Source organism: Bradyrhizobium sp. USDA 3262, from assembly GCF_054060035.1.
On the sequence record NZ_JBSSCT010000001.1, the window covers coordinates 6,618,301 to 6,632,324 of the forward strand.

A 14,024-nucleotide genomic window follows, 5' to 3' on the forward strand; every position below is an offset into this window, starting at 1 on the left:
AATCGAGACTTGCACCAAGCGCCAAGCGCGTCAATCGGTTTCAGGCCGCATCGGACGTACACAAACGAATGAGGCCGCACGCCAGATTTTGGCTTTACAAAATCGTCGGCTGAGATTTTCGTAACGCCGCGCGATGCCGGCGCCGTCAGAACAACAAGAGAGAAAAACGATGAACCCAGCCAATCTCCCCTTTGATTCCGAAACGATGCTGCAGGGCCTGCGCAGCTGGGTGGAATGCGAAAGCCCGACCTGGGACGCGGCCGCGGTCGAGCGCATGCTCGATCTCGCCGCCCGCGAGATGGCGATCATGGGTGCGACGATCGAGCGCATCGCCGGACGCCAGGGCTTCGCGGGCTGCGTCCGCGCCCGTTTCCCCCATCCGAAACAAGGCCAGCCCGGCATCCTGATCGCCGGCCATCTGGACACCGTGCACCCGGTCGGCACCATCGAGAAGCTGAAGTGGCGGCGCGAAGGCAACAAGTGCTTCGGGCCGGGCATCTTCGACATGAAGGGCGGCAACTACCTGTCGATCGAGGCGATCAGGCAGTTGGCGCGCGCCTCCTTCACGACACCGCTGCCGATCACCGTGCTGTTCACCCCCGATGAAGAGGTCGGCACGCCGTCGACGCGCGACATCATCGAGGCGGAAGCCGCGCGCAACAAATACGTGCTGGTGCCGGAGCCCGGCCGGCCGAACAACGGCGTCGTCACCGGCCGCTATGCGATCGCGCGCTTCAATCTGGAAGCCACCGGCAAGCCCAGCCATGCCGGTGCGACGCTGTCGTCCGGGCGTTCCGCGATCCGCGAGATGGCGCGGCAGATCATCGCCATCGACGGCATGACCACCGAGGACTGCACGTTCTCGGTCGGCATCGTGCATGGCGGCCAGTGGGTCAATTGCGTCGCAACGACCTGCACCGGCGAAGCGCTCAGCATGGCCAAGCGCCAGGCCGATCTCGACCGTGGGGTCGAGCGCATGCTGGCACTGTCGGGCACCGCCAACGACGTCACCTTCAAGGTGACGCGCGGCGTCACTCGCCCGGTGTGGGAGCCCGACGCGGGCACCATGGCGCTGTATGAAAAGGCAAAAGGCCTTGCGGCGGCGATGGGTCTCGATCTGCCGCACGGCAGCGCCGGCGGCGGCTCGGATGGCAACTTCACCGGCGCGATGGGCATCCCCACGCTCGACGGTCTCGGCGTTCGCGGCGCCGATGCGCATACGCTCAACGAGCATATCGAGGTCGACAGCCTCGCCGAGCGCGGCCGCCTGATGGCGGCATTGTTGGCGACGCTGGACTGACATCGATTGCACTGCACAACACGTTGGCACTGCCGGACCGAAATTTAGCCTTGTCCATTTTTAAGGCTTCGCCTACGGTCCGGCCGTCCAACGCGACGATGCGGGAGAGATCGAAGCGACAACATTCGTGTTGTTGCCTTCGGCGCCGACGGAGCAACCGCCCCGGAAACTCTCAGGCAAAAGGACCGTATCGTCAGGACGATCTGGAGAGAGACGAACATGGCCGCACATCAAGGGCCATGACGTCCACCGAAGGGGATAGTTCGCTTCTGGCCCCGGCCCGATGCGGATCAAGCTCTCAGGTACCGTGACAGATGGGGCGCCGAATGCCGGTTTCACCGGTGGTTCGGCGACTCTAACCCACGGGAGCCTGAAGACCATCATGCCACATATCGCGATTATCGGCGCCGGCATCACCGGCGTAACGACGGCCTATGCCCTGCTTGAACGCGGCTACAAGGTGACTGTCCTCGACAGGCATCGCTACGCCGCGATGGAAACCTCGTTCGCCAATGGCGGACAGCTTTCCGCCAGCAACGCCGAAGTCTGGAACAGTGCTGCGACCATCCTCAAGGGTCTGCGCTGGATGCTCAGAAGCGACGCGCCGCTGCTGATGAACCCGAAGCCGAGCTGGCACAAATATTCCTGGATCGGCGAGTTCGTCGGCCACATCGGCCGCTATCGCAGCAACACCATCGAGACCACGCGGCTCGCAATCGAAGCGCGCAAGCACCTGTTCTCGATCGCACAGCGCGAGAACATCGCCTTCGATCTCGAACGCCGCGGCATCCTGCACGTCTATCACGACAAGGCCGGCTTCGAGGCCGGCCTGCGGGTCAATACGCTGCTGCAGCAAGGCGGGCTCGACCGCAGGCCGGTGACATCGGACGAAATCCGCGTCATCGAACCCGCGCTGCAGACAACCTGCTATGGCGGCTTCTTCACGCCGTCGGACGCGACCGGCGATATCCACAAATTCACGCGCGGGCTTGCCGACGCCTGCATCCGCCGTGGCGCGAGCTTTGTCCATGAAGCCGACGTCGACACGATCGCACGCGGCGATGACGGCTTCCGCGTCGGCTGGAACGAAGTTGCTTCACCTGATGCTGCGGTCGCGACGCGGCATCAATTGCAAGCGGACGGGATCGTGATTTGCGCCGGCGTGGCGAGCCGCCACTTCGCCAGCCTGCTCAACGACCGCGTCAATGTCTATCCGGTGAAGGGCTATTCGATCACGGTGCAACTCGATGCGCCGCAAAGCCGGAATGCGGCCCCAACCGTCAGCCTGCTCGATGAAGCTGCGAAGATCGTTACCAGCCGGCTCGGCGCCGACCGCTTCCGCATCGCCGGCACCGCCGAGTTCAACGGCTTCAACCGCGACATTCGCGCCGACCGCATTCAACCGCTGGTGGATTGGGTGCGACATCATTTCCCAAAGATCGATACGTCGAAAGTCGTGCCCTGGGCGGGTTTGCGGCCGATGATGCCAAACATGATGCCGGTGGTTCGCGCCGGACGGATTCCGGGCGTGTTCTACAACACAGGCCACGGTCATCTCGGCTGGACGCTGTCGGCGGCGACGGCGCAGATGGCGGCCCAGGCGATCGACGATTGGCGCGACCTCGACACGCCGCCGATGGCGCCGTCGTTCGGCGCCGGGCTCGATGTGCCCGCCGACGCGCGCAAAGCTGAAATCAATCCACCTTCCAGTGGACTGCTTCGAACATCACCGGAGGAATAATCGCGGCCAACAGGACTGATTAGCTGCACCGCAAAATCCGCAGCACCGATGGCATGGGACTTGCTCAAGTTCTACCGTGAGTCTGCTACCATCTGTGCTACGGTCTGGTGTGCAACGGTCCCGCTGGGGACTTCATCGACCACAACCCAACGGATCAAATTTGCTCGGATATCTGCTTCGCCGCATCCTCGCCGCCATTCCCGTGATGGGCGTGGTGGCTCTGTTTGTGTTCCTGTTGCTGCGGCTGACGCCCGGCGACCCGGCCGCCATCCTCGCCGGCGACAACGCGACTCCCGAACAGCTCGAACGCATTCGGACCTCGCTTGGTCTGAACGAGCCGATCTACATCCAGTTCTACACCTGGATCGCCAAGCTGCTGCACGGCGACCTCGGTGTTTCCCTGATCTCGAACAAGCCGATCCTCGAGATGATCGGCCCGCGCCTCGAGCCTTCGATCTCGGTCGCGCTGGCCACCATCATCCTCTCGATCCTGGTCGCGGTGCCGCTCGGCGTGATCGCGGCGTGGAAACACGGCACCTGGATCGACCGCTTCGTGATGGGGCTTTCGGTGCTCGGCTTCTCGGTGCCGGTGTTCGTGATCGGCTATGTGCTGATCCAGATCTTTGCGATCGATCTGCGCTGGGTGCCGGTGCAGGGCTTCAAGAGCATCTCGGCCGGCTTCGGTCCGTTCTTCCAGCGCATCATCCTGCCGACCTGCACCCTCTCCTTCATCTACGTCGCCCTGATCGCGCGCATGACGCGGGCCTCGATGCTCGATGTGCTCGGTGAGGATTACGTGCGCACGGCGCGCGCCAAGGGCATCGGCGAGACCGGCGTGCTGCTGCGTCACGCGCTGCGCAACGCCGCGGTTCCGGTCATCACGGTGATAGGTTCCGGCTTCGCGCTGTTGATCTCCGGGGTCGTCGTCACCGAAAGCGTGTTCAACCTGCCCGGCATCGGCCGCCTCACCGTCGATGCGGTGCTGGCGCGCGACTATCCGGTGATCCAGGCGATGATCCTCTTGACGTCGGGTATCTACGTCGCGGTCAATCTGTTGATCGACCTCGCCTACACCCTGCTCGATCCTCGTATCCGGTACTGAGCAATGGCGATCGAAACCCTCCCCGAATCCTCTATTCCCGTCACCCGGCCGTTCCGCGTCAAGTTCGGCTTCCTGACGTCGACGCCGATCATCGCGGTTGCGACGATCTGCCTCGCCCTCATCATCCTGATAGCGATCTTCGCGCCGCTGCTTGCGCCGCATGATCCCCTGCTGTTGACACCGTCGCAGCGGCTGAAGCCGTCGAGCGCGCAATATCTGCTCGGCACCGACGCCTATGGCCGCGACCTGTTGTCGCGCATCATCTACGGCGCACGGATCTCGCTGGTGATCGGGCTCGGCGCCGCCGTCTGCTCGATCGCCATCGGCCTCCTGATCGGACTCGTCGCCGGCTTCTTCCGCTGGGTCGATGCGGTGCTGATGCGCGTGATGGACGGCTTGATGGCGATCCCCGCCATCCTGCTCGCGATCGCCGTGGTGTCGCTGTCGGGTGCCAGCATCTGGACCGTGATGGTCGCGATCACCATCCCCGAGATCCCGCGCGTGGCGCGGCTGGTGCGCTCGGTGGTGCTGACCGCACGCGAGGAGCCTTATGTCGAGGCAGCGATCTCGCTCGGCACCAGCCTGCCGAAGATCATGTGGCGGCATTTGATGCCGAACACCATCGCGCCGCTGATCGTGCAAGGCACCTATGTCTGCGCCTCCGCGATCCTGACCGAGGCGATCCTGTCGTTCCTCGGCGCCGGCATCTCGCCGGAAACGCCGACCTGGGGCAACATCATGGCCGAGGGCCGCGCCTACTTCCAGGTCAAGCCGTCGCTGATCTTCTGGCCGGGGCTACTGCTCTCGATCGCCATTCTCAGCGTCAACCTGATCGGCGACGCCGCGCGCGACGCGCTCGATCCCCGCATGAAGCAGCGTGAGGGCAAGTGACGGCTTCGATGCAATCGAAGCCGTCATTCCGGGATGGTGCGTTAGCACCAGACCCGGAATCTCGAGATTCCGGGTTCGATGCTTCGCATCGCCCCGGAATGACAGTGGACAAATTCCGTCGCCGCGCTCACCGCAGCCGCGCCAAGAGAACCTGACATGACCAACGTCGTCCTCGACATCAACAATCTCGTCGTCGGCCTCGGCCGCAAGGCGGATGCGCATCGCATCATCGACGATCTCTCGCTACAGGTCCGTGAAGGCGAGACGCTCTGCCTGGTCGGCGAAAGCGGCTCGGGCAAGTCGGTGACTTCGCTCACCGTGATGGGCCTGTTGCAGAAGGGCACGCTGGTGCCGTCCGGCGGCAGCGTCAAACTGGTCGGCGAGGAACTGCTCACCGCCAGCGACCGGCGGCTGCGGCAACTCCGCGCCACGCGGATGGCGATGATCTTCCAGGAGCCGATGACCGCGCTCAATCCCGTCGTGCCGGTCGGCCGCCAGATCGACGAGGTGCTGCGCGCCCACACCGATCTCGATGCCCGCGCGCGGCGCCAGAAGATTTTGGCGATGATGGAGCATGTGCGGCTGCCGGATGTCGAGCGCATCTTCTCCTCCTACCCGCACCGCCTGTCGGGCGGTCAGCGCCAGCGCATCATGATCGCGATGGCATTGGTTCTGGAGCCGAAACTCCTGATCGCCGATGAGCCGACCACCGCGCTCGACGTCACCACGCAGAAGCAGATCCTCACCTTGATCCGCGATCTGCAACGCGATCACGGCACCGCCGTTCTGTTCATCACCCACGACATGGGCGTGGTGGCCGAGATTGCAGACCGCGTCGCGGTGATGCGGCACGGCCGCCTTGTCGAAACCGGCCCGCTGCAGGACGTGCTGCGCAATCCGAAGATGGAGTACACCCGCAACCTCTTGTCCTCGGTGCCGAGCCTGGTGCCGCGCGCGCCGCGCCCGGAGACCACCGAGCCCGTGGTGCTGGAAGCCAATGAGCTCAGCAAGGTCTACCGGGAGCGGTCGCTGTACGGCAAAGCCCGCGAGGTCGCCGCCGCCAGCAACGTCACGCTCACTCTGCGCAAGGGCCGCACGCTCGGCATCGTCGGCGAAAGCGGTTCCGGCAAGTCGACGGTCGCGCGCTGCATCGTCCGCCTGATCGATCCGACCTCGGGCGGGGTGCGCCTCGCCGGCCGCGAGATCTCCGACCTGTCGCGCCGGCTGTTGCAGCCGCATCGCCAGAAGATCCAGATCATCTTCCAGGATCCCTACCGCTCGCTCAATCCGCGCGTCACCGTCGGCGAGAGCATCGCGGAAGGCCCGGTCAATTACGGCATGCCGCGCAAGGACGCGCTGGCGCGGGCGCGCGAGCTGCTCGAGCTCGTCCACCTGCCGCCCGACGCGATCTCGCGCTATCCGCACCAGTTCTCCGGTGGCCAGCGCCAGCGCATCGCGATCGCGCGCGCGCTGGCGCTCGATCCCGATGTGCTCGTCGCGGATGAGGCGGTGTCCGCGCTCGACGTCTCGGTGCAGGCGCAGGTTCTGGATCTGCTCGACGAAATCCAGCGGCGACTGGGCATCGCGTTGCTGTTCATCACGCATGATTTGCGCGTCGCCGCACAAATCTGCGACGACGTCGCCGTGATGCAGCATGGCCGCGTCGTGGAACAGGGACCGGCCGCCGAGGTGCTGACCAATCCGCAGCAGGCCTATACCCGCGCGCTGCTCGATGCGGCGCCCGGACGCGGCTGGGATTTTGCGAATTTCCGCCCGGTTTCGGAAGGGCTCGTGGCAACGGCCTAAGTCTTTAGCCTTAGCCTCACGACGTACCTTTGGGCCCTCAATACGCCCATAGGGCATGCAAATCCGGAAGTGCTCCACGGCTTGCGCTTGGCGCGACGACACGCTTAACGTCGCGCGCTAGAGCGTGGCCCTGACGGTGGACACCGATCTTCCCCGGAGATCACGCTCCAACCAACGCGATGAGATCATGACGCGCGTCGTCACGATCGCATCATGATCGAAGAAACGTATCGAGACCAACTTGATGACTCGCATTGCCGTCGGCGGCTTCCTGCACGAGACCAATACCTTCGCACCGACGAAGGCAACCTATGACGATTTCGTGCATGGCGGCGGCTGGCCGTCGATGACGCATGGCGCCGACGTGCTCAAGGTCATGCGCAAGATCAATGTCGGCCTTGCCGGGTTTGTCGAGGCGGCGGAAGCCAATGGCTGGGAGCTGGTGCCGACGATCTTCGCTGCGGCGAGCCCGTCGGCGCATGTCAGCAAGGATGCGTATGAGCGGATCGTGACCGAAATGGTCGACGGCATCGCCGCGGCCGGACCGATCGACGCCGTCTATCTCGATCTGCACGGCGCCATGGTCACCGAGCATTATGACGACGGTGAAGGCGAAACGCTGGCCCGCGTGCGCAAGGCGATCGGCAACGACCTGCCGCTGGTGGCGAGCCTCGATCTGCATGCGAACGTCTCACCGAAGATGATCGAAAATGCCGACGCGCTGATCGCCTACCGCACCTATCCGCATGTCGACATGGCCGAAACCGGCCGCGCCTGCGCCCGGCATCTGGCGCTGATGCTCAGGTCCAGGCAGCGCTTCGCCAAGGCATTCCGGCAATTGCCGTTCCTGATCCCGATCAGCTGGCAATGCACCAACGACCAGCCCACCAAAGGCATCTATCAAAAGCTCGCCGCGCTCGAGAGCGACGCCGTGCCGACGCTGTCGTTTGCTCCGGGCTTTCCGGCCGCCGATTTCAGGGATTGCGGACCGAGCGTGTTCGCCTATGGCCGGACCCAGGCCGCTGCGGATGCCGCCGCCGACAAGGTCGTCGCGCTGGTCGAAGGCCATGAGGACGATTTCGACGGCCGGATCTATTCGCCCGACGACGGCGTGCGGCTGGCGATGGAACTGGCGAAATCGGCCAGCAAGCCGATCATCATCGCCGATACCCAGGACAATCCCGGCGCCGGCGGCGATTCCGACACGACAGGCATGCTGCGCGCGCTGGTGCGCAACAGGGCGAGTGCCGCAACCGGCGTGATCTACGACCCGCAGTCGGCGAAGGCCGCGCACACCGCCGGTGTCGGCGCGTCAGTCACGCTCGAGCTCGGCGGCAAGTCCGGTATTCCCGGCGACGCGCCGTACCGGGAGACTTTTGTCGTCGAACAGCTCTCGGATGGCAAATTCGTGGCTCCCGGCCCCTATTTCGGCGGCCGCGACATGGATATGGGCCCCTCGGCCTGCCTGCGGGTCGGCGACGTCCGCGTCGTGGTCGGCTCCTACAAGGCCCAGCTTGCCGACCAGGCGATGTACCGCTATGTCGGCATCGAGCCGACGGCACAGAAGATTTTGGTCAACAAGAGCTCGGTGCACTTCCGCGCCGATTTCGAGCCGATCGCCGAGAAACTGCTGATCTGCGCCGCTCCCGGCGCGATGCCCGCCGATACCGCTACGCTGCCGTGGAAACATTTGCGTCCCGGCATTCGTATCAAGCCGAACGGCCCTACTTTCACACCCACCTCCCCATCACGCACAAACGGATAGAGAGCCATGCCGACCATTGAGCGCATCGACAGTTTTGCCGACGAACTCACCGCCATCAGACGGGATCTGCATGCGCATCCCGAGATCGGCTTCGAGGAGGTCCGCACCTCGGGCATCGTCGCCGACAAGCTGACGAGCTGGGGCATCGAGGTGCATCGCGGCCTCGGCGGCACCGGCGTGGTCGGCGTGCTCAAGGGCAAGGGCAACGGCACCAAGAAGATCGGCCTGCGCGCCGACATGGACGCGCTGCCGATGGAGGAGAACACCAATCTGAAGTGGCGTTCGACCGTCCCCGGCCGCTTCCACGGCTGCGGCCATGACGGCCACACCACGATGCTGCTCGGCTCGGCACGCTATCTCGCCGAGACCCGCAATTTCGACGGCACCGTGCATTTCATCTTCCAGCCGGCCGAGGAAGGCCTCGGCGGCGCCCGCGCCATGATCAAGGACGGCCTGTTCAAGCAGTTCCCCTGCGACGAGGTCTACGGCCTGCACAACGCGCCCGACCTCAACCATGGCGAGATCGCGATCCTGCCGGGCCCGGCAATGGCCGCAGCCGACTTCTTCGACATCAGGATCCAGGGCTACGGCGCGCATGGCGCGATGCCGGAGCGCTCCAAGGATGCCGTCGTGATCGCAATGACGCTCGGACAAGCGTTGCAGTCGATCGTCAGCCGCAACGTCGATCCGCTGCAGGCTGCGGTGCTGTCGATCACGCAGATCCATTCCGGGTCGGCGTACAACGTCATTCCCGGCGAAGCCTGGATGTGCGGCACGGTGCGCTGCTTCTCCGACGAGATCCGTGAGCTGATCCGCAAGCGCATGCGCGAAATCGCTGCCGGCTTTGCCGTGGCCTATGGCGCCGAAATCTCGGTCGAGATCCGCGATGGCTTCAGCGTGCTGGTGAACCAGGAAGAGCAGTCCCGCGTGGTCGAGGAAGTCGCGCGCACCGTCGTCGACCCCGCCAAGGTGATTACGCGCTCGACGCCCAAGATGGGCAGCGAGGATTTCGCCGACATGATGCAGGCCATTCCCGGCGCGTATTTCTGGGTCGGCCATGACGGCTCCGTGCCCGTTCACAATCCCGGTTACGTTCTCGACGACAAGATCCTGCCGATCGGCGCTAGCATGTTCGCCCGCATCATCGAGAAACGCATGCCGGCAGGTGCGCATGCATAAGCCCAAAGGGGACGCCATCACGTCGCTGCACGATCTCTCCGCCGTCGACCTGCTCGCCGGCTATCGTGCCAAGCAGTTCTCGCCGTCCGAGGTGCTGGAGGAAATCATCTCCCAGGTCGCGACCTGGGAGCCGCACATCAAGGCGCTGTATCTGTACGACCCGGAAGGGGCGCGGAAGGTCGCCAAGACCTCGACCGAGCGCTGGCAGCAAGCCGAGCCGGCCGGCACGCTCGATGGCGTTCCCGCCACCATCAAGGACAATGTCGCGACCAAGGGGCAGCCGGTGCCGCTGGGCGCGGCAAGCGTCAAGCTGGCGCCCGCGGAGAAGGATGCACCGCCTGCGGCGCGGCTGCGCGAGGCCGGCTGCGTGATCTTCTCCAAGACCACGATGCCGGACTACGGCATGCTGTCGTCGGGCCTGTCGTCGTTCCATCCCCTGACGCGCAATCCCTGGGATGTCAGCAAGAACCCCGGCGGCTCGAGCGCCGGCGCGGGCGCGGCAGGTGCCGCCGGCTATGGTCCCTTGCATCTCGGCACCGATATCGGCGGCTCGGTGCGGCTGCCGGCCAACTGGTGCGGCCTTGTCGCATTGAAGCCGAGCCTCGGCCGCGTGCCGATCGACCCGCCCTATGTCGGCCGCGTCGCCGGTCCTATGACCCGCACCGTCGACGACGCCGCGCTGATGATGAGCGTATTGTCGCGTCCCGATCGCCGCGACGGCATGAGCCTGCCGGCGCTCGAGGTGAACTGGAAGGCGCTGGAGAAGTCGCCGCGCAAGCTGCGCATCGGGCTGATGCTCGACGCCGGCTCCGGCCAGAAGGTCGAGAAGGAAGTTCGCGAGGTCGTCGTGAAGGCTGCGAAGGCGTTCGAATCCGCCGGCGCCGTCATCACCGAGATCGACGGCATCCTGACGCCCGAGATGCTCGAAGGGCTCGACAATTTCTGGCGCGCCCGGACCTGGGACGAGCTGTCGAAACTGTCGCAGGCCGACCGCGGCAAGACCCTGCCCTACATCCTCAACTGGGCCGAGGCCGGCGCAAAGCTCTCCGGCGTCGATGTGGTGCGCGGCTTCAACATGACGATGGCGATCCGCGCGGCCGCCGCGAAATTGTTCTGCGAGGTCGACTACGTGATCTCGCCGGTATCGCCGGTGGTGAACTTCCCGGCCGAGTTCGCAGCGCCGCTCAACGACCCGGCAAAGCCGTTCGAGCACATCTGCTTTACCGTGCCGTGGAATATGTCGGAGAACCCCGCGCTGTCGATCAACGCCGGCTACGACAAGAAGGGCTTTCCGATCGGCGTCCAGATCATCGGCCGCCGCTTCGACGACATCGGCGTGCTCGGCATGGGCAAGGCGTTCGAGGGCCTGCGCGACCCGCAGAAGCCGTGGCCCGCGCCGCCGAAGAAGTAAGGCAGCGCCTCAACGCAAGTCGGGATGCGCGGAGCCGAGCCTGCGCATCCCTCTTCTTCACAAGGGATGATTGCCGGGTTAACTGGATGGAGACGCGCGCCAGCGCCGTTCATTCAAGAAAACCGAGAGGAAATCATCCCCATGGCGTATGAGACGATCAAGTACGAGGTCGCCGAGCAGATCCTGACCATCACGCTGAACCGGCCCGAAAAGCTCAACGCCTTCAACGCCACGATGCAGCAGGAGCTGATCGACGCGTTCGACAAAGCCGACAAGGACGACGACGTCAGGGCCATCATCGTGACCGGTGCGGGCCGCGGCTTCTGCGCCGGCGCCGATCTTTCATCCGGCGCCAACACGTTCGACCGCGATGCGCGGCGCGGTCCGGTCAAGCGCAATGCCGACGGCAGCGTCGACTACAGCGATCCGCAGGTGCGCGACGCGCGACGGCGGCGGGCAAGTGACGCTGCGGATCTTCAAGTGCCTGAAGCCTGTCATCGCCGCTGTGAACGGCCCGGCAGTCGGCATCGGCGTCACCATGCAGCTTGCGATGGATATCCGCATCGCCTCCGACGCCGCGCGGTTCGGCTTCGTGTTCTCCCAGCGCGGCATCGTGCCGGAAGCCGCATCGAGCTGGTTCCTGCCGCGCATCGTCGGCATCTCGCAGGCGCTGGAGTGGTGCTACTCCGGCCGCGTCTTCCCGGCGCAGGAAGCGCTCGCCGGCCGGCTCGTCAGCAAGGTGGTGCCGCCCGATGACCTGTTGCCGACCGCGCGCGCGCTCGCCAAGGAGTTCGCGGCCAAGACCGCGCCGGTGTCGGTGGCGCTGATCCGCCAGATGATGTGGCGCATGATGAGCGCCGACGATCCGATGGAAGCGCACAAGGTCGACAGCCGCGGCATCTATGCCCGCGGCCGCTCCGACGACGTCAAGGAAGGCGTGGTGTCGTTCCTGGAAAAGCGCCCCGCGCAGTTCAAGAACAAGGTATCGTCGGACATGCCCGACTATTTCCCGTGGTGGCAAGAGCGCGACTATAAGTGAGCGAACGGCGTCAAGCGGCGTCCACGCATGACGGCGTCGTCCTGCTGCACGGCATCAGCAGGACGGCGCGCTCGTTTCGCAGGATGGAGCTGGCGCTGAGGGCCGCCGGCTTTGCCACCCTCAATCTCGACTACGACAGCCGGCGCAAGCCACTCGACGCGCTGGCCGAGGACATCCATCCTTCGCTCGATCAATTCGCGCGCAGCCTCGACGGCTCAGTGCATTTCGCCTGCCATTCGATGGGCGGGCTTCTGGCACGCGTCTATCTGGCAAGGCATCGCCCGGCGCGGCTCGGCCGCGTCGTGATGCTGGGCACACCGAACGGCGGCAGCGAGATCGCCGACCGGCTGAAGAACCTCGCGGCCTATCGCGCCTATTTCGGTCCGGCCGGCCAGCAGCTCGTCACCCGCCGCGATGCCGCGACCAGCGCGTTGCTGCCGCCGATCGATTATGAGGCCGGCATCATCGCCGGCAACCGCTCGGTCTATCCGATCACCTCCATCGGCCTGCCGCGGCCGCATGACGGCAGGGTGTCGGTCGCCAACACCAGGCTCGACGGCATGGCCGATCACATCGTGATCCGCACCTCGCATCCCTGGCTGGTGCGCAACGCCGAAGCGATCGCGCAGACCGTCGCGTTCTTGCAAGAGGGGAAATTCAGCACAAATCGTCGGGTGGACTAAGGGCGCGGACTCATTGGCGCGCAGCCAAACCCGGTCGCGAATGACCCGACGCGGAGATGTAGGAGTGCTCCGCTTCGCTCAGTCGGCGTCGGCGTTACCCATCCTGTGCAGCTTGAGCATGGCATAGACCGCATTGTTGGCCGGTGTAGGAATGCCAAGCGGGCGGGCGAACTCCACCACCTTTCCGGCGAGCCAGTCGAGTTCGAGCCGGTTGCCGCGTTCGAGATCGTGCAGCATGGAAGCCTTGAAGGTGGGCGGCGAGGCTTCCGCGAATTTCATTCGGTCCTCGGCAAAATTCTCCGGAATCGGAACGCCCCTGGCACGGCCGACTGCTACCACCTCGCTCATCAGGCTGTAAAAGAACGCTCGCGTATCCGGGTCGGCCAGGATCGGCCCCAGCGGCTGGCGAGTCGCTGCGGTGGCGCCTGATAGTCCGACGAGAAATACAAATTTCTGCCAGCGCTCCCGGTCAATCCCGTCGGACACCGAGATGTCGATCCCGGCCGCATGCGCGGCGTCGGCAAAGGCTTTGAGGCCCTCATCGGGCTTGCCGTCGGTTCGGCCGCAGACCATGCGCGCGAACTGGCTCGTGTGAGTGACGATGCCAGGCGCGGACAGCACCGTAGCAATATAGGCACTTCCGGCGACCACATTGTCGGCGCCGAGAATCGGGGCGATCCTCTCCGCGCTATCGACCCCGTTCTGCAACGGGATCACCCGGGTGCGGGGTCCGACCAGGGGGAGAGACGACCTGGCTGCCGTCTCGCTGTCCCAAAGCTTGACCGCGAACAGAACGATATCGACCGGGCCGACCGTGGCAGGATCATCGGTCACGTTGGGCTCAGGCAAATGAAGATTGCCAAGCACACTCTCGACCTTGAGACCGTTTTTCCTGATCGCCTCCAGGTTGGAGCCGCGTGCGATAAAGAACACGTCGTGTCCTGCCGCAGCCATACGTGCTCCGAAATAACCGCCGAGGGCACCGGCCGCCATCACAGCGATACGCATGTCATCCTCCACCCTGCCACGACACTCAGCCGGCAGAGAGTATCACGCGGCGGATCCGGGTTCGATTCCTTGAACGCCGGGCCCATCCTGTCATTTGGC

Annotated in this window: 10 protein-coding genes, 1 pseudogene and 2 riboswitches; of the genes and pseudogenes, 10 read left to right on the forward strand and 1 reads right to left on the reverse strand. The window is 64.9% G+C overall.

Translation table 11 applies throughout. The features are described from left to right. Nucleotides 1-169 precede the first annotated feature (169 nt). The 10 genes and pseudogenes from ACVWYP_RS31250 (at nt 170) to ACVWYP_RS31295 (ending at nt 12,917) form a co-directional block, all read left to right on the forward strand. Entirely contained in the window at nt 170-1,300 is a 1,131-nt protein-coding gene (locus tag ACVWYP_RS31250; RefSeq protein ID WP_026192961.1) for a M20/M25/M40 family metallo-hydrolase, read from the forward strand. A 91-nt stretch (nt 1,301-1,391) separates the two neighbouring features. Further along, a riboswitch (glycine riboswitch) is annotated at nt 1,392-1,498 on the forward strand. Nucleotides 1,499-1,501: 3 nt separating this feature from the next. Then, a riboswitch (glycine riboswitch) is annotated at nt 1,502-1,616 on the forward strand. 66 nt (nt 1,617-1,682) lie between these two features. After that, on the forward strand, nt 1,683-3,041 hold the full coding sequence (locus ACVWYP_RS31255) for a D-amino acid dehydrogenase (RefSeq protein ID WP_304495979.1): 1,359 nt from the start codon (nt 1,683-1,685) through the stop codon (nt 3,039-3,041). 160 nt (nt 3,042-3,201) lie between these two features. Next, nucleotides 3,202-4,143: an ABC transporter permease gene (locus ACVWYP_RS31260; RefSeq protein WP_304495980.1), complete on the forward strand. Its 942-nt coding sequence runs from the start codon at nt 3,202-3,204 to the stop codon at nt 4,141-4,143. 3 nt (nt 4,144-4,146) lie between these two features. Further along, entirely contained in the window at nt 4,147-5,034 is an 888-nt protein-coding gene (locus ACVWYP_RS31265) for an ABC transporter permease (protein WP_304495981.1), read from the forward strand. A gap of 156 nt (nt 5,035-5,190) precedes the next feature. Further along, nucleotides 5,191-6,840 carry an ABC transporter ATP-binding protein gene (locus ACVWYP_RS31270; RefSeq protein WP_304495982.1) on the forward strand — a complete coding sequence of 550 codons (1,650 nt, stop codon included), beginning with the start codon at nt 5,191-5,193 and terminating at the stop codon, nt 6,838-6,840. A 244-nt stretch (nt 6,841-7,084) separates the two neighbouring features. Beyond that, entirely contained in the window at nt 7,085-8,605 is a 1,521-nt protein-coding gene (locus ACVWYP_RS31275) for a M81 family metallopeptidase (RefSeq protein WP_304495983.1), read from the forward strand. A gap of 6 nt (nt 8,606-8,611) precedes the next feature. Further along, nucleotides 8,612-9,784: a M20 aminoacylase family protein gene (locus ACVWYP_RS31280; protein ID WP_304495984.1), complete on the forward strand. Its 1,173-nt coding sequence runs from the start codon at nt 8,612-8,614 to the stop codon at nt 9,782-9,784. Continuing rightward, nucleotides 9,777-11,195, forward strand: a complete 1,419-nt coding sequence (locus ACVWYP_RS31285) for an amidase (RefSeq protein ID WP_304495985.1) — start codon at nt 9,777-9,779, stop codon at nt 11,193-11,195. Before ACVWYP_RS31280 ends, ACVWYP_RS31285 begins: the two co-directional genes overlap by 8 nt. 141 nt (nt 11,196-11,336) lie before the next feature. Then, nucleotides 11,337-12,234 (forward strand): annotated as a pseudogene (locus tag ACVWYP_RS31290) (crotonase/enoyl-CoA hydratase family protein). Next, nucleotides 12,231-12,917 carry an alpha/beta fold hydrolase gene (locus ACVWYP_RS31295; protein ID WP_304495987.1) on the forward strand — a complete coding sequence of 229 codons (687 nt, stop codon included), beginning with the start codon at nt 12,231-12,233 and terminating at the stop codon, nt 12,915-12,917. Before ACVWYP_RS31290 ends, ACVWYP_RS31295 begins: the two are co-directional and overlap by 4 nt. Before the next feature lie 78 nt (nt 12,918-12,995). Here ACVWYP_RS31295 and ACVWYP_RS31300 read toward each other — a convergent pair whose 3' ends face one another. Then, nucleotides 12,996-13,925 carry a ketopantoate reductase family protein gene (locus ACVWYP_RS31300; RefSeq protein WP_304495988.1) on the reverse strand — a complete coding sequence of 310 codons (930 nt, stop codon included), beginning with the start codon at nt 13,923-13,925 and terminating at the stop codon, nt 12,996-12,998. Between the last annotated feature and the right edge of the window lie 99 nt (nt 13,926-14,024).

What these genes read in the sequence shown, in the direction of transcription:
- ACVWYP_RS31250 (WP_026192961.1), top strand. Translation starts at nt 170, where the DNA reads ATGAACCCAGCCAATCTCCCCTTTGATTCCGAAACGATGCTGCAGGGC.
- ACVWYP_RS31255 (WP_304495979.1), top strand. Translation starts at nt 1,683, where the DNA reads ATGCCACATATCGCGATTATCGGCGCCGGCATCACCGGCGTAACGACG.
- ACVWYP_RS31265 (WP_304495981.1), top strand. Translation starts at nt 4,147, where the DNA reads ATGGCGATCGAAACCCTCCCCGAATCCTCTATTCCCGTCACCCGGCCG.
- ACVWYP_RS31270 (WP_304495982.1), top strand. Translation starts at nt 5,191, where the DNA reads ATGACCAACGTCGTCCTCGACATCAACAATCTCGTCGTCGGCCTCGGC.
- ACVWYP_RS31275 (WP_304495983.1), top strand. Translation starts at nt 7,085, where the DNA reads ATGACTCGCATTGCCGTCGGCGGCTTCCTGCACGAGACCAATACCTTC.
- ACVWYP_RS31280 (WP_304495984.1), top strand. Translation starts at nt 8,612, where the DNA reads ATGCCGACCATTGAGCGCATCGACAGTTTTGCCGACGAACTCACCGCC.
- ACVWYP_RS31285 (WP_304495985.1), top strand. Translation starts at nt 9,777, where the DNA reads ATGCATAAGCCCAAAGGGGACGCCATCACGTCGCTGCACGATCTCTCC.
- ACVWYP_RS31300 (WP_304495988.1), bottom strand. Translation starts at nt 13,925, where the DNA reads ATGCGTATCGCTGTGATGGCGGCCGGTGCCCTCGGCGGTTATTTCGGA.